This is a genomic window from Streptomyces sp. KL116D (assembly GCF_030766975.1).
In the GTDB taxonomy this organism is placed as follows: Bacteria; Actinomycetota; Actinomycetes; order Streptomycetales; family Streptomycetaceae; genus Streptomyces; species Streptomyces longispororuber_A.
Genome location: NZ_JASERH010000030.1, coordinates 243,330 through 269,171, shown reverse-complemented (window position 1 = coordinate 269,171; position 25,842 = coordinate 243,330). Strand labels below are relative to the sequence as shown.

Annotated in this window: 18 protein-coding genes; 11 read left to right on the top strand and 7 right to left on the bottom strand. The window is 71.7% G+C overall.

What is annotated here, in order from left to right:
* Positions 1 to 254 precede the first annotated feature (254 nt).
* Positions 255 to 1,778 carry a glycoside hydrolase family 43 protein gene (locus RBJ77_RS11365; protein ID WP_372344885.1) on the top strand — a complete coding sequence of 508 codons (1,524 nt, stop codon included), beginning with the start codon at positions 255 to 257 and terminating at the stop codon, positions 1,776 to 1,778.
* Here the strand turns inward: RBJ77_RS11365 and yicI are convergent.
* Complete coding sequence (yicI, locus tag RBJ77_RS11360) at positions 1,757 to 3,982, bottom strand: alpha-xylosidase (protein ID WP_372344884.1); 2,226 nt, start codon at positions 3,980 to 3,982, stop codon at positions 1,757 to 1,759. The two genes, RBJ77_RS11365 and yicI, sit on opposite strands and share 22 nt — an antisense overlap.
* Positions 3,979 to 6,804 (bottom strand): glycoside hydrolase family 3 C-terminal domain-containing protein, encoded by a 2,826-nt coding sequence (locus RBJ77_RS11355; RefSeq protein WP_372344883.1) that lies wholly within the window; start codon positions 6,802 to 6,804, stop codon positions 3,979 to 3,981. The genes yicI and RBJ77_RS11355 overlap by 4 nt, the downstream gene beginning before the upstream one ends.
* A gap of 210 nt (positions 6,805 to 7,014) precedes the next feature.
* On the opposite strand from RBJ77_RS11355, the gene RBJ77_RS11350 reads away from it, so the two are divergent.
* The 6 genes from RBJ77_RS11350 to RBJ77_RS11325 all read left to right on the top strand — a co-directional run bounded on the left by RBJ77_RS11350 (position 7,015) and on the right by RBJ77_RS11325 (position 15,836).
* Positions 7,015 to 8,691, top strand: a complete 1,677-nt coding sequence (locus RBJ77_RS11350; RefSeq protein ID WP_372344882.1) for an extracellular solute-binding protein — start codon at positions 7,015 to 7,017, stop codon at positions 8,689 to 8,691.
* Positions 8,691 to 9,728 (top strand): ABC transporter permease, encoded by a 1,038-nt coding sequence (locus tag RBJ77_RS11345; protein WP_372344881.1) that lies wholly within the window; start codon positions 8,691 to 8,693, stop codon positions 9,726 to 9,728. The genes RBJ77_RS11350 and RBJ77_RS11345 overlap by 1 nt, the downstream gene beginning before the upstream one ends.
* Positions 9,725 to 10,651 carry a carbohydrate ABC transporter permease gene (locus RBJ77_RS11340; protein WP_372344880.1) on the top strand — a complete coding sequence of 309 codons (927 nt, stop codon included), beginning with the start codon at positions 9,725 to 9,727 and terminating at the stop codon, positions 10,649 to 10,651. The genes RBJ77_RS11345 and RBJ77_RS11340 overlap by 4 nt, the downstream gene beginning before the upstream one ends.
* Before the next feature lie 103 nt (positions 10,652 to 10,754).
* Complete coding sequence (locus tag RBJ77_RS11335) at positions 10,755 to 12,734, top strand: beta-galactosidase (RefSeq protein ID WP_372344879.1); 1,980 nt, start codon at positions 10,755 to 10,757, stop codon at positions 12,732 to 12,734.
* Positions 12,735 to 12,741: 7 nt separating this feature from the next.
* Positions 12,742 to 15,081 (top strand): glycoside hydrolase N-terminal domain-containing protein, encoded by a 2,340-nt coding sequence (locus tag RBJ77_RS11330; protein WP_372344936.1) that lies wholly within the window; start codon positions 12,742 to 12,744, stop codon positions 15,079 to 15,081.
* A gap of 38 nt (positions 15,082 to 15,119) precedes the next feature.
* The gene (locus tag RBJ77_RS11325; protein WP_372344878.1) at positions 15,120 to 15,836 is read left to right on the top strand and encodes a hypothetical protein; all 717 of its coding nucleotides are present in this window, start codon (positions 15,120 to 15,122) and stop codon (positions 15,834 to 15,836) included.
* 27 nt (positions 15,837 to 15,863) lie between these two features.
* Here RBJ77_RS11325 and RBJ77_RS11320 read toward each other — a convergent pair whose 3' ends face one another.
* The 5 genes from RBJ77_RS11320 to fxsT all read right to left on the bottom strand — a co-directional run bounded on the left by RBJ77_RS11320 (position 15,864) and on the right by fxsT (position 20,793).
* On the bottom strand, positions 15,864 to 16,880 hold the full coding sequence (locus RBJ77_RS11320; protein ID WP_255976436.1) for a LacI family DNA-binding transcriptional regulator: 1,017 nt from the start codon (positions 16,878 to 16,880) through the stop codon (positions 15,864 to 15,866).
* 201 nt (positions 16,881 to 17,081) lie between these two features.
* On the bottom strand, positions 17,082 to 18,002 hold the full coding sequence (locus tag RBJ77_RS11315; RefSeq protein ID WP_372344877.1) for an LLM class F420-dependent oxidoreductase: 921 nt from the start codon (positions 18,000 to 18,002) through the stop codon (positions 17,082 to 17,084).
* A gap of 88 nt (positions 18,003 to 18,090) precedes the next feature.
* Complete coding sequence (locus RBJ77_RS11310) at positions 18,091 to 18,237, bottom strand: hypothetical protein (protein WP_372344876.1); 147 nt, start codon at positions 18,235 to 18,237, stop codon at positions 18,091 to 18,093.
* Positions 18,238 to 18,270: 33 nt separating this feature from the next.
* Complete coding sequence (locus RBJ77_RS11305) at positions 18,271 to 18,732, bottom strand: tetratricopeptide repeat protein (RefSeq protein WP_372344875.1); 462 nt, start codon at positions 18,730 to 18,732, stop codon at positions 18,271 to 18,273.
* A gap of 6 nt (positions 18,733 to 18,738) precedes the next feature.
* Positions 18,739 to 20,793, bottom strand: a complete 2,055-nt coding sequence (gene fxsT, locus RBJ77_RS11300) for an FxSxx-COOH system tetratricopeptide repeat protein (protein ID WP_372344874.1) — start codon at positions 20,791 to 20,793, stop codon at positions 18,739 to 18,741.
* 648 nt (positions 20,794 to 21,441) lie between these two features.
* Here fxsT and RBJ77_RS11295 point away from each other — a divergent pair.
* The 4 genes from RBJ77_RS11295 to RBJ77_RS11280 all read left to right on the top strand — a co-directional run bounded on the left by RBJ77_RS11295 (position 21,442) and on the right by RBJ77_RS11280 (position 25,841).
* Complete coding sequence (locus RBJ77_RS11295) at positions 21,442 to 22,170, top strand: YoaK family protein (protein WP_372344873.1); 729 nt, start codon at positions 21,442 to 21,444, stop codon at positions 22,168 to 22,170.
* A 275-nt stretch (positions 22,171 to 22,445) separates the two neighbouring features.
* A complete protein-coding gene (locus tag RBJ77_RS11290) occupies positions 22,446 to 22,673 on the top strand; it encodes a type A2 lantipeptide (RefSeq protein WP_255977152.1) in 228 nt (75 codons plus the stop codon).
* Positions 22,674 to 22,815: 142 nt separating this feature from the next.
* Positions 22,816 to 23,616, top strand: coding sequence for a DUF2118 domain-containing protein (locus RBJ77_RS11285; RefSeq protein ID WP_372344872.1), 801 nt, complete (start codon positions 22,816 to 22,818; stop codon positions 23,614 to 23,616).
* Entirely contained in the window at positions 23,613 to 25,841 is a 2,229-nt protein-coding gene (locus RBJ77_RS11280; protein WP_372344871.1) for an NHLP family bacteriocin export ABC transporter peptidase/permease/ATPase subunit, read from the top strand. The genes RBJ77_RS11285 and RBJ77_RS11280 overlap by 4 nt, the downstream gene beginning before the upstream one ends.
* Position 25,842: the final 1 nt, after the last annotated feature.

Here is a 25,842-nt window from a genome sequence, read left to right as displayed (position 1 = left end):
GGTAAGGCTCACCTTACTTAATCCTGGAGTGCGGGAACACCCGGGGTGCGGATCAGGTCGCTTTCGAAGCGCATCGACCAAGAGCAGCGGGACGAGGATGGTTCAACTGACCTACCGCTCAAGCCTTGTCGTGACTTCGCGGCGCTGACTAGCCTCTCCATGATCGAGGCGGGATCACATCTTGATCGAAGCGCTTCGAAACCACGTCGACACCACGACTCCACGACTCCACGACTCCACGGAGAGGTGCCCGCATGTCAGGCGGACCCCCTGTCACTCCCGTCACTCCCGTCACTCCCGTCACCCCGGTGATCCCCGGCTTCCATCCCGACCCGAGCGTCTGCCGGGTGGGCGACGACTACTACCTCGCGTGCTCCAGCTTCGAGTACGTGCCCGGGGTGCCGCTCTTCCACAGCCGCGACCTCGTGCACTGGACGCAGATCGGCAACGTCCTCGACCGGCCGGGCCAGTTGCGGCTGCCCGTGGACTCGCCCTCGTCGGCCGGGGTCTACGCCCCGACGCTGCGCCACCACGACGGCCGGTTCTGGCTGATCGTCACCGTCGTGGGCAGCGGCGGGAACCTGATCGTCACCGCCACCGACCCGGCGGGCCCCTGGTCGGACCCGGTCCTCCTGCCCGGCGTCCCGGGCATCGACCCGGACCTCGCCTGGGACGAGGACGGCACCTGCTGGTGCACGGTCGCCGGGGTGTCGCAGGTGCGCATCGACCCGGTCACCGGCGAGACGTTCGGCCCGCCCCGCCGCCTCTGGTCGGGCACGCCCGGCGCCAAGGCCCCGGAGGCGCCGCACCTGTACCGGATCGGCGCCTACTGGTACCTGCTCATCGCGGAGGGCGGCACCGAGCGCGGGCACGGCGTCTCGGTCGCCCGCGCCCGCACGCCCGAAGGACCCTTCGAGCCGTGCCCGGCCAACCCGGTGCTGAGCCACCGCTCCACGGACGACCCCGTCCAGAACACCGGCCACGCCGATCTGGTGCAGGCGCCCGACGGCTCCTGGTGGCTGGTGTTCCTCGGCGTCCGGCCGGGCGGCGGCACCCCGGGCTGGCACGTGCTCGGCCGGGAGACGTTCCTCGCACCGGTGACGTGGGAGGACGACTGGCCGGTCGTCGGGCCGCTGACCAGTGGTGAGCGGGCGCCCGCCGCGCCGTTCACCGACGACTTCGACGACTCCGTCCTCGGGCCCTGCTGGATCTCGCCCCGCCACCGCTCCCCCGAGCACTGCACCACGAAGGAGCGCCCGGGCCGGCTGACGCTGCGCGCCGTCGGGGAGTCGCTCGACGCCCCCGACGTCGTGTTCGTCGGCCGGCGCCAGCAGGACCTGTCGTGCCGGGTGCGGGTCGGTGTCGATCCGGCGCAAGGGCGCGGCGGACTCGCCGTGCGGCTCGACGAGTCCCACCACTACGAGATCGAGGCGGACGCCGGGGAGGTGCGGGTGCTCGCCCGGATCGGCCCGCTGCGCACCGTGGTGGCGTCCCGGCCCCGGACGGGCGCGGGGCCACTGGTCCTCGGCGTCGACATCACCGCGACCGAGGAGCTGCGGGACCCCCGCACCGGCCCGGACACCCTCACCTTCGGGATCGAGGAGCCGGACGGCACCTTCACGGGGCTCGGCACCCTCGACGGCCGCTATCTGTCGACCGAGGTGGCCGGCGGGTTCACCGGACGCGTCATCGGCATGTATGCCGCGTCCGGCACGGTCCACTTCGACCGGTACGCCTGCACGCCCGGATCCGACCGCTACAACTCCCGCACCTCATAGGGGAGTTCCGTCCCGGTCACCTCGACCGACAGGCCCCCGTCCGCCCCGCCCCGGCGCACCCGGTACGTGGCGCCGGGGGTGCCGTCGTGGTCCGGCACCGTCACCGTCACGTCGGCCGCGTCCGGCGTGACCAGGAGCGTGAGTCCGTCCGGCCAGTCGCCGTCCGGGCGCTGCTCGTCTGCGCCGAGCGGCAGCACCGCGCCGGGCCGCACGTACAGCGGCAGGCTGTCGAAGCCGTGCGTCTCGCGGCGCCAGCAGGGGCCCTGCACCCGCTCCCCGGTGAGCAGCTGCGTCCACGTCCCCTCGGGGAGGTAGAACTCGACGTCGCCGTCCTCCGTGAAGACCGGGGCCACGAGCAGGTCGGGGCCGAGCAGGTACTGGCGGTCGAGGGTGCGGCACGTCGGGTCGTCGGGGAAGTCGAGCAGCATCGGCCGCATCACCGGGACGCCGGTGCGGTGCGCCTCGACCGCGGCGCCGTACAGGTACGGCATGAGGCGGTGCTTGAGGAGCGTGAACTGCCGTGCCACGTCGACCGCTTCCTCGCCGAACTCCCACGGGACGCGGTAGGAGACGTTGCCGTGCAGCCGGCTGTGCGAGGACAGCAGGCCGAAGGCGAGCCAGCGCTTGAAGACGGCCGGGTCGGGGGTGCCCTCGAAGCCGCCGATGTCGTGCGACCAGAAGCCGAACCCGGACAGCGAGAGGGACAGGCCGCCGCGCAGCGACTCGGCCATCGCCGTGAACGAGGCGAAGCAGTCGCCGCCCCAGTGCACCGGGAACTGCTGCCCGCCGGCGGTCGCCGAGCGGGCGAAGACGAGGGCCTCGCCGCTGCCGCGCTCCTTCTCCAGGAGTTCGAAGACGGTGCGGTTGTAGAGGTGCGTGTAGTAGTTGTGCATGCGCTCCGGGTCGGAGCCGTCGTGCCAGACCACGTCGGTGGGCACGCGCTCGCCGAAGTCGGTCTTGAAGCTGTCGACGCCCTGGTCGAGCAGTCCGCGCAGCTTGCCCGCGTACCAGTCGCGGGCGGCCGGGTCGGTGAAGTCGACCAGGGCCATGCCGGGCTGCCACAGGTCCCACTGCCAGATGTCGCCGTTCGGCCGCCGCACCAGGAAGCCCCGGTCGGCGGCCTCGTCGAAGAGGGCGGACTTCTGGGCGATGTACGGGTTGATCCACATGCTGATCCGCAGTCCGCGGGCCTTGAGGCGGGTGAGCATGCCGACCGGGTCGGGGAAGACGTCGGGGTCCCAGGCGAAGTCGGACCACTGGTACTCGCGCATCCAGAAGCAGTCGAAGTGGAAGACGCTGAGCGGGATGGCGCGTTCGGCCATGCCGTCGACGAACGAGGTGACGGTCTCCTCGTCGTACTCCGTGCAGAACGACGTCGTGAGCCACAGCCCGAACGACCAGGCCGGCGGGAGGGCTGGGCGGCCGGTGAGCGCGGTGTAGCGGCGCAGCACGTCCTTCGGGGTGGGCCCGGCCACGACGTGGAACTCGATCGACTGGTCCTCGACGCTGAACTGGAGCTGACCGACGGACTCCGACCCGATCTCGTAGCTGACCTTCCCCGGGTGGTTGACGAGGACGCCGTAGCCGCGCGAGGAGAGGTGGAACGGGACGTTCTTGTAGGCGAGTTCGCTGCTGGTACCGCCGTCGGCCTGCCAGATGTCGACGGTCTGGCCGTTCTTGACGAACGGGGTGAAGCGTTCGCCGAGGCCGTAGACGTGCTCGCCGACGGCGAGGGCCAGCTGGGCGACCATGTGGTGGGCGCCGTCGGGGGTGGTGGCGAAGGCGGTGCCCTTGCGTTCGACCGCGGTCAGTCGCCGGCCCGTTGACGCGTCGAGGATCTCCAGGCCCCACTCCCCCGCCGTGTCCAGGCGCAGGGTGAGCGGGCCGGTGGTCAGCTCGGTGACGGTGCCGTCGCGGGTGACGCGGGCGCCGCTGCCGCCTTCCGTGGGCAGCAGCTCGAAGTCGGGTCCGCGGCGGCGCCTGCCCGCGTGGTGGGTGAAGCGGATGCCGATGACGCCCTCGGCGGGCGAGAAGCAGTCGACCGTGATCAGGGGCGAGTTGAGGGTGTCGCCCCGGTCACGGACGGGCCGGACCGCGGCGTACGCGGTGAAGCGATCCTGGTCGGCCCTGACCTCGCGGACCTCGGTGGCGTAGGTGGCGCTGACGCCTTCGCGCATCAGCCAGAAACCGTCGGTGAACTTCATGCGTCAACCCCTCGCGGGACGAAGGTGAGCCGGGCGATGCGGACGCCGCCGCCGAGCCGGACGCGCAGGTCGCGCACTCCGGTGGCGGTGAAGTCGGCTTCCGCGGTCACGTAGGTGTACGGGCCGCCGGTTGCGGGGACCTCGACGCGGCAGCCGTCGGCCAGTTCGACGGTGCCCTCGCCCGCGGCCTCGACGCGCACCCCGGTCACGCCGTCGGTCCCGAAGTCGCAGGCGCGGTAGAGGAGTTCGCCGGTGCCGGTGACGGCGTCGCCGTGGGTCTTCGTCCGGTCGACGATCTCGGTGCCGTGCTGCTCGTCGTACGCGGCCGCGTCGAGCCCGTCGGCCAGGACCGGCCGGGCGGCCGGTGCGTCGCCCTCGACGGTCAGGCGGGTGGTGAGCCTGATGTCCTCGCAGGAGGCGCCGACGAGGAGTTCGTACGTGCCCGTGGTGACGCTCCACCGGCCGCGCGCGACGTCCCAGTGGCCGAGGTCCGTGACGGGCACGGTGAACGTGACGCGTTCGGACGCGCCGGCCGCGAGGGTGATCCTGCGGTGCGCGAGGAGCTGGCGGCGCGGGCGCGGCACCGGCATGCCGACGGGCCGGACGTACAGCTGCGGGACCTCGTCGGCCGTGCGGTCCCCGGTGTTGGTGACGGTGACGCTCACCTCCAGGGTGCCGGCGTCCTGGCGCACGGACGGGTCGGCGTAGCCGAACGAGGCGTAGGACAGGCCGTGGCCGAACGGGTACAGGGGGGTGCCCTCGAAGTAGAGGTACGTCTGCCGGGAGCCGACGACGTCGTAGTCCAGCAGGTCCGGCAGGTCGGCGTCGGCCGCGTACCAGGTCTGCGGGAGGCGGCCCGCGGGGCTGACGTCGCCCGCGAGGACCCGGGCCAGCGCGCGGCCCGCGGCCTGGCCGCCGTGGGCGGTCCACAGCAGGGCGGGCAGTCCGGCGTGCGCGTCGGGCACGGCGTACGGATAGGCGGAGACCAGGGCGAGGGCCGTGTTCGGGTTGGCGGCCCTGGCCGCGCGCCACAGGCGGTCCTGGTGCGGTGGCAGGTCGAGGGTCGTGCGGTCCTCGGTCTCCCGGCCGTTGATGTGCGGGTCGTTGCCCGCGACGACGATCACGACGTCCGCGTCGGCGGCGGCCCGGGCCACGGCGTCCTCGCCGCGCTCCACGTACTCGATGTCGAAGACGGTGCCGGTCTCGCCGGGGGCGGCAACCTTCACGCCGTCGGCGGCGACAGAGACGTATCCGCCCCTACCCGTGTGCTTGAGGAGGTGCCCGTCCTGGTGCGGTTCGCGCGTGAACGTCTCCTGGACGACCCAGCCGCCCGGCTCGTCGGCCGACGCCCGCACGTACCCGTCGTCCGCGACCGACAGGTAGCGGCCGTCCGGCGCGCGCAGGGTGAGCACGCCGTTCCCCCAGTCGACCAGGGCGAGTTCGGTGCCGTGGCCGGGGTCGGTGGTGAGCGGCGGCAGGTCGGTGCGGCCCGCGAGGAGCGCCGGGTCGAGGGCGCCCTCGGCGCCCCGTGCCGCGTCCTCGGCGGCCGGGGCGTCGGGGACGAGCAGCCGGCCGGCGGCGCAGCGCAGCCGGATCCGGTCGACGCCTTCGGTGTAGCTGACGCGGTCCGTGCCGAACCGCTCGTACAGGCCGTCGAGCGGGGTGGAGCGGTGCAGGAGGGTGCCGCTGTACCAGTCGGTCTTGCACTCGTCGGCGAGCAGGCCGACCAGGGCGATGCGGGTGTCGTCGGCGAGCGGCAGCAGGCCGTCGTTCTTGAGCAGCACGACGGCCTGCTCGGCGGCCTCGGCGGCGAGGGCGCGGTGGGCCTCGGTGTCGAAGTCGCGGACGTCCTCGAAGGGGTCGGTCTCCGCGAACTCGCCGAGCCGGGCCCGGACGTCGAGCTGGCGGCGGACCGCGGTGTCGATGTCGGTCTCGGTGAGCAGCCCCCGGTCGAGGGCGCGCCGGACGCGTCCGGTGATCGTCGACGACTCGGTGCCGTGGTCGGTGAAGCTGTCGACGCCCGCGACGAGCGCGGCGGCGGTGGCCTCCTCGTGGGTGGCGAAGTAGTGCTCGGAGTCGACGAGGTTGCTGGGCGCGCCCGCGTCGGAGCAGACCAGCAGCTCCTGCTCGGTCCAGGTCCTCAACTGCTCGCGCAGGTAGGGCGATACGTGGTTGGGGCGGCCGTTGACCAGGTTGTAGGCGGGCATCACCCCGGCGACGGCGCCGGCCTCGACGGGGCGGCGGAACGCCTTGAGGTCGTACTCGTGCAGGACGCGGGGGCGCACGGACGAGGACGTCGTGTCCCGGTCCGTCTCGTTGTTGTGGGCGAGCCAGTGCTTGAGGACGGGGGCGGTGCGCCAGTACGTGGGGTGGTCGCCGCGCAGGCCGCGGGTGTACGCGGTGGCGATGGCGGCGGTGAGGCACGGGTCCTCGGAGTAGCCCTCCTCGTTCCTGCCCCACAGCGGGTGGCGCAGCAGATTGACCGTGGGCGCCCAGACGTTGAGTCCGACGCGGTCGTCGCGGGCGCGCATGGCGCGGACCTCGGCGGAGACGGCGTCGGCGACGCGGCGGACCAGGTCCTCGTTCCAGGTGGCGCCGAGGCCGACCGCCTGCGGGAAGACGGTGGCCGGGCCCATCCAGGCGACGCCGTGCAGCGCCTCCTGCCCGGTGCGGAACGCGGCGAGTCCGAGCCGCTCGACGCCGGGCGTGAACTGGTGCAGCAGGGCGATGCGTTCGTCGAGGGTGAGCCGGGCCAGGAGCTCGTCGACGCGCTTGTCGTCGGCCGCTGCGACACCGGGGATGAACGGGAGTCTTTCGGTCACGTGCGGGTCCCTTGGCGGAGAGGTTCGGAGAATCTTCGAAGCGCTTCGATGCTCCGTACTCGGGTTGTCAGGTGTCAAGTGGGCGGCAGAGATCACGCGTTCAGGAATTCCGTGCACCGGTCTTGTGAGCGTGGAAGCGCTCCCTTAACCTCGCTGCAACATCGAAGCGCTTCGACAAATGCGCGACGCGTTCCCCGAAGGGTTACCGCAATGACGCCGAACTCGCCCTCCGCCTCCGCTCCCAGCCGGAGAAGTTTCCTCGCCTCGACCGCCGTGGCCGCCGCGGCGGTGGCCGGCGGCGTGCCGCTGCTCACCGCCTGCGGCGGGTCGGAGAACACGGACCGGGAGGGCACCACCTCCGGGAAGGCCGCCGACAAGTTGCTGCCGACGTTCGTCGCCAGCAAGTACGCCGACCCCGACATCGCGTCGAAGAACGGCTCCGCGGCCGGCTACACCAGCAAGGTCGAGCTCTCGGCGCTCGTCGCCTCGGTCGCCAAGCCGCTGGGCACCGGCGCCCCGCTCAAGGTCATGTCGCCGTTCTGGGGCAGCCCGCCGAAGCCCGACTGCACGTACTACACGGCGCTGGACAAGGCGGCCGGCACCAAGATCACCTGGCAGAACCAGGACGGCAACACCTACGGCCAGAAGCTCGGCGCCGTCCTCGCCTCCAGCTCCATACCGGACATGGTGGTCGTGCCGAGCTGGGAGCTGGTCGGCAAGATCTCCAACGCGGTCACCGCGAAGTTCATGGACCTCGGCCCGCACCTCGCGGGCGACAAGGTCAAGAAGTACCCGAACCTCGCGGCCATCCCCTCGGACTCCTGGAAGATGGGCATCTTCGGCGGCGCGCTGCGCGGCATCCCGATGCCGTCCGCGGCCGCGACCTTCAACCCGCCGTACTACCGCAAGGACATCTTCGACAAGAAGGGCTACGAGGTCCCGAAGTCGCCTGACGAGTACCTGAGTTGGGCCAAGGAGGCGACCAGCGCCAAGGCCAAGGTGTACGCCTGCGGCGACATGTCGTGGACCGCCTTCAACATCTTCGGCGTCCGCCCCTCGGGCACCCTCGGCTGGCACATCGGCGACGACGGCAAGCTGACGTACCGGCACGAGGAGCCGGAGTACCTCGAAGCCCTGGAGTGGACCCGCAAGCTGTTCGCCGCGGGCGTCGTGCACCCGGACGACAAGGCGCGCTCCGGCGACGCGGGGCAGCGGTTCGGTGCGGGCCAGATCCTCATGTACAACAACGACATGTCCGCCTGGTACGGGAAGACGGCCGAACAGGCCAAGTCCAACCCGGACTTCGTGATGGAGGCCATGGACCTGTTCGGCGCCGACGGCGGCGACCCGAAGCTGTGGGCGAGCCAGCCCGCCACCATCTGGTCGCTGATCCGCAAGGGCGCCTCGAAGACGACGGTCGAGAACGCGCTCGCGGCGGCGAACTTCGCAGCGGCCCCGTACGGCACCAAGGAACACATGATGGTGAACTACGGCGTCGAGGGCACCCACTACGAAGTCAAGTCCGGCGTCCCGGTCAAGACGGACCAGGGCAACCAGGAGGTCATCAACGCCTGGGTGATGCTGTCCGCCCCCGCCCCCTACTTCGCGCACCCGGACTACCCGGACGTCGCCCGCAAGCAGGTCGAGTGGGAGCAGCGGATGGGCGCCTTCATGAAGAAGACGTCGACGTACGGCATGAACATCGTCGAGCCGACCCGCTACGCGAACCTGGCCAGCCAGTTCGAGCAGCTCGAGATCGACTTCGTGCGCGGCAACAAGAAGCTGTCCGACGTGCAGCAGGCCCTCTCCACCTGGAAGTCCTCCGGCGGCGACAAGCTGCGCGACTGGTACAAGAAGCTCATCGACAAGAACGGCAGCGGCAACTGATGTCTCTCACGGCCGGGAGCCGGCCGGACGGGACGCGTCCCGCGGCGGCCGTCGAGGAACCGACAGCCGCCCTCGTCCCGAAGGCGGCTCCCCACAAGGGCGCGGCGCACAAGGTCCCCTGGCGGGTCCGGCTGCGCCGCGACCGCGCGCTCATCCTGATGACGCTGCCCGCCATCGGGCTGCTCGTGCTCTTCAACTACATCCCGCTGCTCGGCAACGTCGTCGCCTTCCAGGACTACGACCCGTACGCGTCGAGCAACGGCATCACGGCGATCTTCCACAGTCCGTGGCTCGGCGTGGAGCAGTTCTCACGGATGGTGGACGACCCGCTGTTCTGGAGCGCGGTGAAGAACACCATCACCCTGTTCCTGCTCCAGCTGGTGCTGTTCTTCCCGATCCCCATCGCGCTCGCGCTGCTCATCAACAGCGTGATCAGGCCCCGGGTGCGGGCCGTGGCGCAGGCGATCATGTATCTGCCGCACTTCTTCTCGTGGGTGCTCGTGGTCACCGTGTTCCAGCAGGTCTTCGGCGGCGCGGGCATCATCACGCAGACCCTGGAGGACCACGGCTGGAGCGGCTTCGACCTGATGACGAACGCCGATCTGTTCAAGTTCCTGGTCACCGCGCAGTCCGTGTGGAAGGACGCCGGCTGGGGGATCATCGTCTTCCTCGCCGCGCTCGCCGCCGTCTCCACCGACCTGTACGAGGCAGCGGCCATGGACGGCGCGGGCCGCTGGCGCCGGATGTGGCACGTGACGCTGCCGGCGCTGCGCCCGGTGATCGCGCTGCTGCTCGTGCTGCGGGTCGGCGACGCGCTGAGCGTCGGCTTCGAGCAGTTCCTGCTGCAGCGCGACGCGGTCGGCGTGGGGGCCAGCGAAGTCCTCGACACCTATGTGTGGAACGTCGGCATCATGAACGGGGACTTCAGCTACGCGGCCGCGGTCGGCCTGGTCAAGGGCGCCATCGGCGTCTGCCTCGTCCTCGCCGCCAACAAGTTCGCCCATCTGCTCGGCGAGCAGGGGGTGTACAAGAAGTGAGTCTCAACACGCAGTTGATCCGCAGCCTGAAGGCCCCCGCGCGACCGGTGTGGGAGGAGGCGCCGAGCCGGGCGGGACTGTCCGCCAAGAGCGGCTTCCTCGTCCTGTGCTGCCTGGGCGTGCTCGCCCCGCTGTGGATCGTGATCGTCACCAGCCTCTCCCCGAAGCCGGTGATCGACCGGGCCGGCGGACTCGTCGTGCTCCCCGAGGGCATCACGTTCGTCAACTACACGGAGCTGCTCAGCGGCGGCCAGGTCAGCCGGGCGATCCTCGTCTCGCTGGGCGTCACGCTCGTCGGCACCGTCTTCTCGATGGCGGTGTCGGTGCTCGCGGCGTACGGCCTGTCGCGTCCCGGCAGCCTCGGTCACCGGTTCCTGCTGATGGCGCTGATGGCGACGATGTTCTTCGGGGCGGGTCTCATCCCGACGTATCTGCTGGTGCAGTCGCTGGGTCTGACGGACACCTATCTGTCGCTGATCCTGCCGAGCGCGGTGAGCGTCTTCAACATCCTGGTGCTGCGCGGGTTCTTCATGGGGATCTCCCCCGAGCTCACGGAGTCCGCCCGGATCGACGGGGCGAGCGATCTGCGGATCCTGCTGACGATCATCATGCCGCTGTCCCGGGCGGTGCTCGCCGTGATCTCCCTGTTCTACGCGGTCGGGTACTGGAGCGCCTGGTTCAACGCCTCCATCTATCTGAGCGACCAGCAGATGATGCCGCTGCAGAACGTGCTGATCCAGCTCGTCCAGAAGAACACCGAGGCGCCGACCGGCCTCCAGCAGGCGGTCCGCACCGGTCAGCTCTCCACGCTGGGCCTCCAGATGGCGGTGATGGTGCTCGCGCTGATCCCCGTCGCGATCGCCTCCCCCTTCGTCCAGCGCCACTTCAAGAAGGGCATGCTGACCGGCGCCGTCAAGGGCTGACGGTGCCGCTCACCCGACACTCCCGCCGCTCCCGGTGTCGCTCCCTCGGACCGGGCGCGGTGGGCCCCACCTCCCCGTACGTGATCCCCATCGGAGCCGCACCATGATCGCCCCCGACGGCCGCCTCCTCTTCGGCGGCGACTACAACCCCGAGCAGTGGCCCGAGGAGGTGTGGGCCGAGGACGTCCGGCTGATGAAGGAGGCGGGCGTCACCTCGGTGACGCTCGGCGTCTTCTCCTGGGCGCGGCTCGAACCAAGGCCGGGGGTAAGGGAGTTCGGGTGGCTGGACCGGCTGATGGACCTGCTGCACGCACACGGCATCGGCGTCGTGCTCGCCACGCCGACCGCGTCGCCGCCGCCGTGGCTGGGCCGGCTGCACCCGGAGACGCTGCCCCGCGACGAGGACGGGCGGACCGTGTGGTGGGGCTCCCGCCAGCACTTCGCGCACTCCAGCAGCGCCTACCGGCGCTACGCCGCCGCGATCACCGAGGACCTCGCCCGGCGCTACGGCCACCACCCGGCCCTGCGCATGTGGCACGTCAACAACGAGTACTGCACCTTCGACCACGGCGACGAGGCGGCCCGCGCCTTCCGCAGTTGGCTGCGCGCCCGGTACGGGACGCTGGACGCGCTCAACTCGGCCTGGGGCACGGCCTTCTGGAGCCAGCACGCCGACACGTGGGACGACGTGATCCCGCCGCGCCGCGCCCAGTACCTGCGCAACCCGGCCCAGCTCCTCGACTTCCGCCGCTTCACCTCGGACGCGCTCCTGGAGTGCTACGTCGCCGAGCGGGACATCGTGCGCCGGCACTCCCCCGGCCACGTCCCGGTCACCACGAACTTCATGCCGTTCTGGATCGGCCAGGACGGCTGGGCGTGGGCCGGGCAGGAGGACGTCGTCTCGGTCGACATCTATCCGGACCCGCGGGACCCGCTGGGCGGCCAGTACAACGCGATGATCGCCGACCTGACCCGCAGCCAGGCCCGCGGCCCGTGGATGGTGATGGAACAGGCGGCGGGCGCGGTGAACTGGCGGGACGTCAACCGCCCCAAGCCGCGCGGTCTGAACCGGCTGTGGTCGCTGCAGTCCGTGGCGCGCGGCGCCGACGCCGTCTGCTACTTCCAGTGGCGCCAGTCCCGGCAGGGCGCGGAGAAGTTCCACTCGGGGATGCTCGGCCACGCCGGCCCGGACGGCCGGTCGTTCGCCGAGGTGAAGCAGATCGGCGCCGAACTCGCCGCACTGGGACCAGAGGTGACGGGCAGTCGACTGACGGCCGAGGTCGCCGTCCTGCACGACTGGCACTCCTGGTGGGCGGGGAGCCAGGAGGCCAGGCCGTCGACGGAGGTCGGCTACGAGGACGTGGTGCGGGCCTGGCACCGGGCCCTGTGGGAGGCCCACCTCACCACCGATTTCGCCCATCCCGAGCACGACCTGTCAGCGTACGCGATGGTGGTCGTGCCGCAGCTGTACCTGCTCACGGACGCGGCGATCGAGAACCTCCTGGCGTACGCGCGCGGCGGCGGGACCCTGGTGTGCGGGTTCTTCACCGGCGTCGCGGACCCCGACGACCGGGTGCGCCCGGGCGGCATGGACCCCCGGCTGCGCGAGCTGTTCGGCATCCGCACCCTGCACGAGTGGTGGCCGCTCGATCCCCAGGAGACCGTGGACTGCGGGGAGTTCACCGGCACCCTGTGGTCGGAGGAACTCACCGCGGCCGAGGACGCCGAGGTGACCGCGGTGTACCGCGGCGGCGAACTCGACGGACTGCCCGCCGCGCTGCGCCGCGGCCGCGCCCACTACCTCTCCACGCTCCCCGGGCCCCCGGCCCTGCGCTCGCTGCTCGCGGGCGCGGCCGCCGAGGCGGGCGTACGGCCTCCGCTGTCCGGCCTCCCCGCAGGAGTGGAGGCCGTACGCCGTGGCGAGCTGCTGTTCCTGCTGCACCACGGCGCGGGCGAGGTGACGGTCGGCCTGCCGGCCGGCGCCTTCCGCGATCTGCTGACGGGCGAGCCGCGGTCCGATTCCGTGACCCTGGGCCGCTTCGGCGTCGCGGTGCTCGCCCCGGCCGGTCACGGGGAGCGGTGACGCGGTGCTGCCCGAACACCCGCACGGCACCTGGGAGACGACGCCGGCCACCCGCTGGGAGGACGGCTTCCTGAGCGGCAACGGCCGGCACGGTGCCCTCACGTTCGGTGACCCGCACGACGATCGGGTGGTCGTCACCCATCATGCGCTGGTCCGCCCGGACGGACCGCATCCGGGACCGCCCGCCCTCGCCGCCCGGCTCGCCACGCTGCAGGACCAGCTGCTCGCGGGCGACGTGACGGCGGCCGACCGGTTCACGGACGGCAGGCCGTTGCAGTGGGTGCGGGCCTTCCATCCCGCCTTCCAGGTGCGGTTCGTCCGGGACGGCATCGTGTGGCGCGGCTACCGGCGGGCGGTCGACTTCGCGACGGGGGTGGCCGAGGCGCAGTGCGGCGGCTGGCGCTCACGGGTGTTCGTGTCGCGTGCGGACGACGTCGTCGTGCAGTACGTCACCGGTCCCGGGCTCGACGGCGAGCTGTCCCTCGACCACCGGCTGGCCGGGGTGCCGGGCGGGCTCGGGGTCGGCCGCAGCGTCGTCCTCACCCCGCAGGGCGCCCAGTTGACGCTGCGCTGCCGCTATCCGGACAGCGATCTGGCGTACACCGGGGTGACCCTCGCGGTGCTGCACGGCGGCCGCGCCTCGGTGGGCACCACCGGGCTGCGGGTGGCGGACGCGGCCGGGCTGCTGCTCCTGACCCGGGTGCGCCGGCACCTCGGTGAGCTGGACGCGGGCACCGAGGTCGCGAACTTGGCACGCCTGTTGGCGCGTACAGGTGCCGGTGCCGGAGGTGGTGCCGGTGCCGGTACCGGGGGTGGTGCCGGTGCCGGTGCCGGAGACCGCACCGGAGCCGGAGCCGGAGATGCTGCCCGTGCCGGTGTCGGAGACCGTGCCGGCGACGGCGGGGACCGGGCCGCCGACACCTACCGGGAGCTGCTCGCCCGGCACGAGGCCGAGCACCGGGCCGCGTACGAGCGGGTCGCCTTCGACCTGGACGCACCCCGGCCCGAACGCGGCCTGACGGGCACCGAGTTGCTGAGCCGACCGCGCAGCCAGGCCCTCCTGGAGCGGCTGTTCGCGGCGGGCCGCTACCACCTGCTCAGCGCGTCGGGCGCGCTGCCGCCCCGGCTGACCGGCCTGTGGACCGCGGAGTGGGACACCGCGTGGTCCGGCGCGTTCACCACCGACGCCAACCTCAACCTGCAGACCGCGTCGGCCGCGACCTGCGCCCTGCCGGAGGTCACGGAAGCCCTGGGCGCCCTGGTCCAGGGTCAGTTGGCGGACTGGCGGGACAACGCGCGGGACGTCTTCGGCGCCCGCGGCATCGTGGCGCCCGCGCACACCGACGGCGAGTCCGGGCACGCGTACCACTTCCAGCGCGCCTGGCCGATGCACCTGTGGACGGCGGGCGCCGACTGGCTGCTCACCCCGCTGCTGGAGCAGGCCGCGACCACCGGCGAACGACCGGCCTGGCTGGCCGCCGCACTCGCCGAACTCGCCCTGTTCTACGAGGACTTCCTGACCCGGACCGGGCCCGACGGCCGGCTGGTGATCGTGCCGTCGTACTCCCCGGAGAACCGGCCGGGGAACGCGGGCTGGGGCACCCTCAACGCCGCGATGGACATCACCGCGGCCCGGCACGCCCTGCGCACCGCGGCGGCCTGGCACCCGGGCCCCGACGGCATCCGCTGGTCCGCGCTGGCCGACCGGCTGCCGGACCACCGGGTCAACGCGGACGGGGCGCTCGCCGAGTGGGCGTGGCCGGACCTCGACGACCGCTACGACCACCGGCACCTGAGCCATCTGTACGCGGTGTGGCCGCACCACGAGATCAATCCGTACGACACCCCCGGCCTCGCGAAGGCGGCCCACCGGGCGCTGGAGCTGCGCGGCGCCGAGAACCACTCCGCGCACGGCCACCTCCACCACGCGCTGATCGCGGCCCGACTGCGCGACGCACCCAGCGTCGGGCAGGCGCTGCGCCGGGTGCTGACCGGCGACTACTTCCACCGCTCCCTCATGAGCGCGCACTACCCGGGCCGCGACGTCTACAACGCGGACGCCGCCCACACCCTGCCCGCGCTGCTCACCGAGGTGCTCCTCCAGTCGACCGAGGACCGGCTCGTGCTGCTGCCCGCGCTGCCGGCCGACTGGCGGCGGGGCACGGTGCGCGGACTGCGCACCCGGTTCGGCGCGCGCGTCGACCTCACCTGGGGCGGCGGCAGCTGCACGGCCGTCGTGCGCCCGGACCGCGACGCGCACGTCTCCCTCCAGACCCCGGCCGGCGGTGACGGGCGACTGCGCCTGACCGCCGGCGAGGACCGCGAACTCACCCTGAGCACGCGGTAGTTCCCCCGTACCCCCCACCGACCATGGAAAGGGACACCATGGCACCTTCAGTACGGTCGACGCGACGCCGCACCTTCCTCGGCGCCACCCTCGCGGCGGGCGCCGCACTCGCCCTCGCCGCCGCCCCCGCACAGGCGGCCGTCTGGTCCTCGTCCGACCAGTGGGGCAACTACACCACGTCGGACGGCTACATCCTCTACAACAACATCTGGGGCTCCGGCGCGGGCGCCCAGACGATCTGGGCCAACTCCTCGTCGAACTGGGGCGTCCGGGCCGATCACCCGAACACGGGCGGCATCAAGTCCTACCCGAACGCGAAGAAGGTCGTGAACAAGAAGCTCAGTTCACTGACCTCGCTCACCAGCAGCTACAACGTGACGGTGCCGTCGTCGGGCGCGTACAACACGTCGTACGACATCTGGGACAGCGACTACGACCACGAGGTCATGCTCTGGGTGAACTACAACGGCGCGGTCGGCCCGCTCGGCACCTCGCAGGGCAACCTCACCCTCGGCGGCCACACCTGGACCGTGTACAAGGGCAACAACGGCGCCAACGAGGTGTATTCGTTCCTGCGCACGTCGGACTCGACGTCCGGCACGGTGAACATCCTGCCGATCCTGAAGTGGATCAAGGACACCAAGGGCTGGTGGGGCGATGAGACCATCGGTGACGTCCAGTTCGGCTACGAGATCACCTCGTCGTCCGGCGGCCTGGACTTCCGGACCAACAGCTTCAAGGTCTCCAGCAGCTAGCGGCCGGCGCGCCTGAGGACGCGCGGCTCAGACGCCGGCGGGCGCCTGGGCCGCGCTTTCGCGGACCGTCAACTCCGGTGCGAGCAGCACGACTTCCTCGTCCGAGCCGCGTCCCTCGATCTTCGCGATGACCTGCTCGACGGCGCGTCGGCCCATCTCCTGGGCGGGCACCGCGACCGAGGTGAGCGGTACGGAGGCGTGCGCGGCGACCTGGTCGGGGCAGACGGCGACGACCGACACGTCCTCGGGGACGGCGCGGCCCGACTGGCGCAGCAGAGCGAGCAGCGGATCGGTCGCCGCCTCGTTCTGGACCACGAACGCGGAGGTGCCGGGGCGCTCGTCGAAGATCCGGGACAACGTTGCCGACACGGAGGCGTACGAGCCCTCGCACGGACGGTGCAGCAGTCGCAGGCCCAGCTCGTTGCTGCGCTCGCGCAGGCCCGTCAGGGTCCGCTCGGCGAACCCGGTGCGCCGCTCGTACACGGCGGCGGCCTCACCGATGACGGCGACCTCGCGGTGCCCGAGGTCGGCGAGGTGCTGGGCGCAGAGCGCGCCCGCGGCGGCGAAGTCGAGGTCCACGCAGTTCAGCCCGGTGGTGTCGGCGGGCAGTCCGATCAGGACGGCGGGCCGGGACGCGGTGCGCAGCAACGGCAGCCGCTCGTCGTCGAGTTCGACGTCCATCAGGATCATGGCGTCGGCGAGCGCGCTGCCCTCTATGCGGCGCACCGCCTGGGCGCCCTCCTCGCCGGTGAGCAGCAGGATGTCGTAGCCGTGCGTGCGGGCGGCGGTGGCGACGGCCATCGCTATCTCCATCATCACCGGCACGTACATGTCGGTGCGCAGCGGCACCATCAGCGCGATGATGTTCGACTTGCTGCTGGCCAGCGCCCGCGCGCCCGCGTTCGGGTGGTACCCGAGCTGGCGGACGCTGTTCTCGACGCGCTCACGGGTGGCCGCGGAGATGGACCGCTTGCCGCTGAGGACGTAACTCACGGTGCTGGCGGAGACTCCGGCGTGCCGGGCGACCTCTGCGAGCGTGACCATGTCGTTCTCCTGAGCCGGGACGAAGGGACGAAATGCCTCGATCGCGAAGCGCTTCGACGGGGGGCGGACTGCCGTTGGCCGTTCGGAATCCCGACCCTATGGCGCCGGACGGGCACCTGTCCATAACTTCGTCGAAGCGCTTCGACAGGGGTGGCCTGCCGCATCACCGGCTCACAGCCTAGTCAAAGGACGCCCCTGCGGTCAGGCGAGTTCGCCGAGCACCTCCCAGGTCCGCAACCGGGCGTCGTCCCCGGCGATCTCGGTGCCCGACACCACCACGTCGGTGGCGCCCGCGTCGCGGTAGCGGCGGACCGCGTCGGCGAGGTCCTTCTCGTCGCCGACGACGGCGAGGTCGGCCGCGCGCCGGTGTCCCGACTGCTCGATGACGCGCGCGTAGGACGGGATCTGCTCGTAGAACGCGAGGTCCTCGTAGAGCCTGGCGCGCAGCGGTTCCGGGTCCGGCGTGACGACGCCGGGGACGAACGCGACGACGCGCGGCGCGGGTCGTCCCGCCTCCTCGGCGGCCCGGTGCAGCTCGGGCACGATGTGCTCCTCCAGGGCGCGCGGTCCCGCGAGGTAGGGCAGGATCCCGTCGGCGAGGCGTCCGCTGACGCGCAGCGCCTGCGGGCCCATGGCGGCGACGTGGACGGGCACGGTCGGTGCGGCGCCCGGCACCCGGGCGGGCCACGGCGTCCGGGCGGTGATCAGCTCGCCCTCGAAGTCGGCCTCGCCGGTCTCCAGCAGTTGCCGCAGCACGGTGAGGAACTCGCGCAGCCGGGCCACCGGCCGCTCGAAGGGGATGCCGAGTCCGCCCTCGCTGATCAGCTTCGTGCCGACGGCGAGCCCCAGGTGGAACCGGCCGCCGGTGGCCGCCTGCACGGTCTGCGCCTGGCTGGAGACGAGCAGCGGATGCCGGCCGAAGACGGGCAGCGCGGCGGTGCCCAGCTGGATCCCGGGAACGTCGCGGCCGATGACGGCCGCGACCGTCGGCGCGTCGTGGCCGAAGGTCTGGCCGAACCAGAGGGACGCCAGTCCGGACGCCCGGGCCTCGCGGGCCTGCCGGACGGCGTCGTCGAGGGTGAGGTCGGTACCGGTCGTGTCGAGTGTCACTCCCACAGTCATGAACGGGAGAACCGGCGCGGCGGGCCGCCGAATTCCGGGTGCCGTATGAACAGTTCGTGACACGGCACCGGCGGGGCCGGGACGGCGACTACGCCACTCTGCCGTCGCGGTCCGCGGGCTCCTGGCCCGCGAGCCAGGCCACCATCCGGCTGATCCCGGCCGCGTCGCCCGGCGCGAGGAGCAGCCCCGCCCGTGCGTCCTCCCAGTGCTCGGCGTACGCTCCGGGCACGATCACCGGGTCCCGCGGCACCCCGGAATCAGCCTGCCGTCACAGCGGCAGCGGAGCGATGTCGAACTCGATCCGCTGGAGCAGCTGCGCCGCCACGCGCCAGGGGTGCTTGGCGCCCAGGACCCGTGTGAGGCCCTCGACCGCATCAGCCTGCAACGGGTCGGCCCGCGCTGTCTCGTCGAGGCCTCGCAGGTCCAGAGCGAGGTTGGCGGTGCAGGCCAGCGTGAGCGGGTGCTCAGGACCCGCCACCTCGGTCAGCAGCGGCAGTACGACCTCGTCGACGTCACGCGCCGCCGCGAACTCGAGTTGCGCATAGTGGTCGTTGGCCCGGCCCAGGCGCGCGGTCAGCGTGAACGGGTGCCGCTCTCCCACCGTCGCCGTGAACCGCTCGACGGCCTCGACGTCGTGTCGCTCCGCGGCATCGACGTCGCCCAGGGCACGCAACGTGGCCGCCAGGTTGACCAGGGAACTCAGCGTGCTCGCGTGGTTCTCGCCGAACACGGTGCGTTAGCGCGCCACGTTTTCCTCGCCCAGTTCGCGCGACCGTGCCAGGTCGCCGGTGATGCGCCGGTCGACCACGGCGTTCATCTGGGTGGCCAGCGTTTCGCCGTACTCCGTCCCGTACCGCTCGGTGAACCGGACCAGCGTGTCCTCGGTCAGCTCGCGCGCCTCGGCGAAGGCGCCGGCCCGGCGGCGGCACACGGCGAGTTCGCGGGCGGCCTTGTTCGTGGCGGGGTTGTCCGGGCCGAAGCTGCTCACGTACATCTCGTACGTGGATTCTTGGAGGATGTGCGCTCCGCGGTAGTCGCCGGACTCCCGGATGCCGATCGCCAGGCCGTTGAGCGAGTCGAGGGTCAGACCGTTCGTGGGGCCGTAGAGCTGGTCGAACTGGCGGGCCGTCTCCTCGTCGAGGGCGCGCGCCTCGGGGAACGCGCCACAGCACCGCAGGGAGATGCCAAGGCTGTGTGCGGCGTGCAGGGTCTCCGGGGCGTCCGGGCCGAAGAGCCGACGGGCCATCGCCACCGCCTCCTCGTCGAGGGCGCGGGCCTCGCCGAAGTCGCCCCGGTAGCGCTGGGCGATCGCCATCTGCCACATGGAATCGACGAGTTCCTCGTCCGGCACGTGCCCGGCACGGGAGCGCTCGAGCGCCGTCTCGTTGAGCCGCATCGCCTCTTCCAGGCTGCCGAACTGGCACAGCATGAACGCCAGGGACTTGGCCATCCGGATCACCAAGATGTCGTCGTCGCCCGACTGGGCCTGCCAGGCCGTCCAGGCTTCCCTGGCCATGCTCATCGACGTCTCGTGAGCACCCCAGTAATAGAGGAAGTACACGACGTCGTGGATGAAGTCGCGCACCCACGGGTCGGAGCTGCGGACCGCGCCCGACGCCTGCACGTGCGGCAGCAGCACCTGGTAGTCCGGCCACAGTTCGGGTGAGGCGCCCTCGCCCGGCTTGGCCGCCGCGAGGAGTTGGTGGGCGGCCTTGCGCATCCTGGCCTCGGCGGACTCGTCGAGACCGGTCGCCAGCACGTTCTGCAGCAGTCGGTGCATCTGGAGCGTGCCGCGCCTGTGGTCGAGGCGGATCAGCGAGAACCTGCTGAGCTCGCGGGTGGCGCGGGCGAGCAGCACCGGGTCGCGCAGGACCGAGTCGAGTTCGGGGCTGATCTCGACGTTCCGGCCGCCGCGCAGCAGGTTGAGCGGAATCGGCTCGGGCGCCATCAGGGAGCAGATCTCCAGGAGTTGCCGGGCGGCGGGGTGGTTCTCCGCCAGCCGGTCGAGCGAGAGGTTCCACGCTGCCACCACCGGGACCGGATAGTCCGGACTCGGGTCGAGGTCGAGGATCTCCGGACGGCGCCGGGCAAGAAGTTCGAGGTGTTCCGCGACGGGCATGCCGGTAGCGGCGTGCCAGGCTCCGGCCTGCTCGATGGCGAGAGGCAGGTCACCGAGAGCCTCGGCCAGCCTGAAGGCGTCCTCGGAACCGAGGTCGGCGGCCCGGCGCTGGAGCAGGGCGATGGATTCCTCGCGTTCGAAGACGTCGACGCCGAGCGGCGTGGCGACCCGCTCCCAGTCCCGGTTGCGCGAGGTCACGATGATCTTGCCGGGGCCACCGCTGGGGAAGTACGAGCGGACTGCGTCGATGTCCTCCGCGCTGTCAAAGATCAACAGCCAGTTCTCGTACGGCTTTCCGGAACGCAGCGCTTCCCGAACCGCCGGCACCGCAATGTTGGCCTGCGGGCCGGTGTCCAGGCCGAGGCGGCCGGCCAGTTCGGCGAGGGAGGCGAGGATCAGGGACTCGCGTTCCGAGGGGACCCACCAGATCACGTTGTACTCGGTGCTGTGCCGGTACACGTACTCGATCGCGATCTGCGACTTGCCGACACCGCCCATGCCGTGCAGCGCGTGCGGCAGGACGGCGGCCGTCTCCTTCCGCCGCAACTGCTCCTCGACCGCTTCCAGGAGGATCTCGCGTCCCGTGAAGTTGGGATTCTTGGGCGGAACACATCCCATGATCTTCGGCTGACCGCTCCGGACGAAGCGGTGCTCGGGAGTCTTGAGGTCCATGGTCGTGTCAGCCTTCCCAGCATCAGTGTGTTCGGTTGTCCCGGGACTCGCCGTCGACGACACATCGTTTCCTGGTTCGGTGGTGCTCCTCGGTACCAGCCCTTCCCTCCAGGGCCCTTGCTTATTGCTGTTCGCCCCCCCGACCGCCCCACCTTTGTGACGGGCGTGCCACCCCTGATCCCCCCAGGATCCGTGCGGCGCGCGGTTCCCGGTGGCGAGCAGCGCCTCCCGCACCGTCCGCGCATTCGAGGCGGCCGGCCCCGTCGTGATCCCAGTCGACGAGGCCGCCCATCACGCCCCGGCCACCTGATCGGGACCTCCTCGGGGGCGGCACGAGCGCTGCCGGTCCGCCGCGGGCGAGCTCGGCCGGCAGCGGGTCGGTGCCGGCCGCGGCCCAGCCCGGTCCGGGAAACCGCGCTCGTGCGGCAGGATCTTCTTCAGGAGGGCGACCATCTCGGCACGCGGCTCGAGTCCGCGCTCGCTCGTCTCCACTCACCGCCCTTTGCTACCAGGGCACGTTGACGGTGCGCACGGTGTTCGTGGGGCGTCTGTGACGACCGGTACGGGTGATCACTCCGGTCCACCCCCACGCGCGTCACCACGCGCGTCACCCCGCCCCACCCCCTCCCCCCGCCTACCGTCGGACCCATGAACAGACGCGCCCAGATCTCCCTGCTGCTGCTCGCCGGGGCGTCCGGTGCCGTGGACGCGCTCGCGTTCACCGCGCTGGGCACCGTGTTCGCCGGGGTCATGACCGGGAACCTCGTGCTGCTGGGGATCTCCGCGGGGCGGGGGTTCTGGAACGACGTGGGTGCTCCCCTCCTCGCGCTCGGCGGGTACGCCGTCGGGGCGGCGCTCGCCGCTCTCGTGTGCCGGGGGGTGCGTCGGGACGACGGGCGCGGCGTCTGGCCGGGGCGGGTCGTGGGGTGTCTGGCGGCGCAGACCGTGCTGCTCGGCTTCGTCGCGGTCACGGGCGGTGTGCTGGGCGGGGAGCCGTCCGGGGCGTGGCGCGACGTGCTGCTGGTCGTGGCCGCGGTGGCGATGGGCGGGCAGTCCGCGGCGATGGTCGCGGCGGGGACGGGTGCCGCGCCCACCACCTACTTCACCGGGACCCTCACCACGCTGGTGACCGGAACCGTCGACGGATCGGCGCGCGGGGCCGGTCAGTGGTGGGTGGCGGGGCGGCTGTTCGCGGTGGTCGGCGCGGCCGCGGCGGCCGTCGCGCTGTGGCGGGCCGCGGCGCCGTGGGGGTTCGTGCCGCCGGCGGTGCTCACGGCTGCGGCGGTCGTGTGCCAGAAACCTGCACAGCGATTGCGCAGGGCAGTCACGTCGGTTCATGAAAATCCATTGCACAGTCCAGGCAACGGAACCCATTGATGCGCGAGTGTCCCCTTTGGCGAATGCGGACACAACCCGTTCACATTTCCCTCCGTGAAGATTGTGAAGGAGCTGCCACGGCCCCGTGAACAGGCCTGCACCTCCTGGGAATTGACCTCGCACATCCCCCCTGACCGGGGACCTTCCGATTGGCTGTGCGATGCGTCGGCGTGCTTTGATCCTGCGCACCGCAGAACATCACCGGATTTCGGATCCACCGATGTCCGACGCGTTCCGCGTTTATCGAAATACCCATGAGAAGGGCAGCTCACATCATGAACAACACCCCCCAGGTTGAGACCCTCGAGATTTCCGACGCCGAGCTCGACAACGTCTCCGGCGGTCTCGTCGGCGGCCTCGTCGGCCAGGCCACGGCCACCGTCGACGGCATCGCCCCGGTCTCGGGCGTCGTCACCGGCCTCACCGGCACGGTCGAGGGCCTGACCGGCGTGAACACGGGCGCCGTGACGGGCCTGGCCACCGGTCTGGTCGCCGGCCTCTGAGCCGGATCCGACGGATCGTTCCGCCGCTCACCTGACGTGGCGGCGAACCCCGGGCCTCGGGACCCTGACGGGTTCCGGGGCCTACGGGCGCGTCCGGGCCCGGTCGGGTGGCCCGGTTTCGGCAACGTAAGGGAAAGACCGCGTGCAGTTCCGCCAACAGGCCCTGTCCAAGCTGCAGTCGCCGGAGGAGCTCGACCTCCCGGTGCGGCTCGCGCGGCCGCAGGGGCTGCTCGCCCTCGCCGTCACCGTCGTCGTGATGGCGGCGTCCTGCGTGTGGGCGGTGACCGGCTCGGTGTCCTCGACGCTCGACGCGGCCGGCATCCTCACGTACGGCCAGGGCAGTTACGTGCTCCAGACCCCCGTCACGGGACAGGTCACCGGCGTGTACGTGAAGGAGGGGCAGCGGGTCCGCAAGGACGCGCCGCTGCTCAAGGTCCGTACGGAGCAGGGTGACCGGGCGGTGCGCGCCATCGACGCGGGCCGGGTCACGGCGCTCGTCGCACGGATCGGTTCGGTCGTCACGACCGGCTCGGACGTGGCGACGCTGGAGAAGACCGGCTCGGCCGGCGACCCGCTCCTGGCGATGCTGTACGTGCCCGCGACCGGCGCGGCGAACATGCCCGCCGACGCCGCCGTCGACCTGACCGTGCCGGCGGCCCAGCAGTACGGGGTGCTGCGCGGCAGGGTGAAGGCGGTCGGCCGCAGCCCGCAGACGCGGCGGCAGGTCGCCGACTTCCTCGGCGACAGCGAGCTGGCCGGGCAGTTGACCAAGGGCGGGACGCGGGTCCCGGTGCTCGTGGAGCTCACCAAGTCGTCCGCGAGCAGATCCGGTTACGCCTGGTCGTCGGACGGCGGCCCGCCCTACGCCCTCACGTCCATGACCCTCACCTCCGGCGCCGTGCACCTCGCCGAGCAGCGCCCGATCGATTGGCTGCTGCCGTGACCACGACCTCACTGCCGCCCGCGGGACACGGTGGACGCCGGCGGGCCCGGCCCGCTCCCCCGCCGCCCAAGCGGCGCGGGAAGGTCCGCACGCCCACGGTGCTCCAGATGGAGGCCGTCGAGTGCGGCGCCGCCGCTCTGGCGATGGTCCTCGCGCACCACGGCCGGCACGTCCCGCTGGAGGAGCTGCGCATCGCCTGCGGCGTCTCGCGCGACGGCTCGCGGGCGAGCAACCTCCTGAAGGCGGCCCGCAGTTACGGCATGACCGCCAAGGGCATGCAGATGGAACCGGCCGCGCTCGCCGACGTGCAGGGCCCGGCGATCCTGTTCTGGGAGTTCAACCACTACGTCGTCTACGACGGCCCCGGCCGCCGCTTCGGCCGGCGCGGCGTGCACATCAACGACCCGGACAAGGGCCGCCGGTTCGTACCGGCGGAGGACTTCGACACCAGCTTCACCGGGGTCGTGCTCGTCCTGGAGCCGGGGGAGAACTTCCGGACCGGCGGGCGGCGGCCGGGCGTCCTGAAGGCGATGCCCGGGCGGCTGCGCGGTACGACCGGCACCATGCTGGCCGCGCTCCTGGCGAGCCTGCTGCTCGTCGCGGTGGGCGCCGCGGTGCCCGCGCTCAGCCGCACGTACATCGACCTGTTCCTGATAGGTGATCAGACCTCCCTGCTGGGGGCGCTGTTCGCGTCGATGGGTGCGATGGTCGCGCTGACCGGCGCCCTGACCTGGCTGCAACAGGCGAACCTGCTGCGCGGCCGCATCATCTCCTCGACGCTGAGCAGCGCCCGCTTCTTCGGGCATCTGCTGCGGCTGCCCGTCACGTTCTTCGCGCAGCGCAGTCCGGCCGACCTGGTGCAGCGGCTCCAGTCGAACGACGCGGTGTCCGAGACCCTGGCCCGCGATCTGACCGCGGCCGGGGTCGACGGCATCGTGGTCCTCCTGTACGCGGCGCTGCTGTGGACGTACGACCCGCAGCTGACGATGGTCGGCGTCGGCATCGCGCTGCTCAACGTGGTGGCGATGCGGGTCGTCGTGCGGCTGCGCGCGACCCGGACGCAGAAGCTGCGGGCGGACACGGCGCGGCTCACCAACACCGCGTACACCGGGCTTCAGTTGATCGAGACGATGAAGGCCACCGGCGGGGAGAACGGGTACTTCCGGCGGTGGGCGGGGCAGCACGCGACCACCCTGGAGGAGCAGCAGCGGCTCGGTGTGCCGAGTGCCTGGCTGGGCGTCGTCGCGCCGACGCTCGCGACGCTGAACAGCGCGCTGATCCTCTGGATCGGCGGGCTGCGGGCCGTCGAGGGCCATCTGTCGGTGGGTCTCCTGGTCGCGTTCCAGGCGCTCGTCACCCGCTTCACCGCGCCGATCACGCGACTGAACGGGGTCGCGGGCCGCATCCAGGACTTCGCCGCCGACGTGGCCCGGCTCAAGGACGTGGAGAACTTCCCCGTCGACACGCTGTACGCGCGCCCCGAGCAGGTGCAGAGCACGCGCCGGCTGAAGGGGCACGTCGAGCTGTCGGAGATCACCTTCGGCTACAGCCCGCTCGACAAGCCCCTGCTGACCGGCTTCTCCCTGACGGTCGGGCCGGGCCAACAGGTGGCGCTCGTCGGCGGTTCGGGCAGCGGCAAGTCGACGGTGTCCCGGCTGATCTCGGGCCTGTACGCGCCGTGGGAGGGCGTCATCCGGATCGACGGGACGCGGCTGGACGACATCCCGCGCGGCGCGCTCGCGGCGTCGGTGTCCTTCGTCGACCAGGACGTCTTCCTCTTCGAGGGCACGGTCCGCGACAACGTCGCACTGTGGGACCCCTCGATCAGCGACGACGCGGTCACCGACGCGCTGCGCGACGCGAGCCTGTACGACGTGGTGGCGCGGCGGCCCGGCGGCATCCACGGCCGGGTCGAGCAGGACGGGCGGAACTTCTCCGGCGGGCAGCGCCAACGCCTGGAGATCGCACGGGCGTTGGTGCGCCGCCCCAGCATCCTCGTCCTCGACGAGGTGACCAGCGCGCTGGACGCGGAGACCGAGCAGACCGTCATGGACAACATCCGGCGCCGCGGCTGCGCGTGCGTGGTCATCGCGCACCGGCTGAGCACGGTGCGCGACAGCGACGAGATCGTGGTCCTCGACCACGGGCAGGTCGTCGAGCGCGGCCGGCACGAGCGCCTGGTCGCGGCGGGCGGCGCCTATGCCGAACTGGTGAGGGAGCACTGAA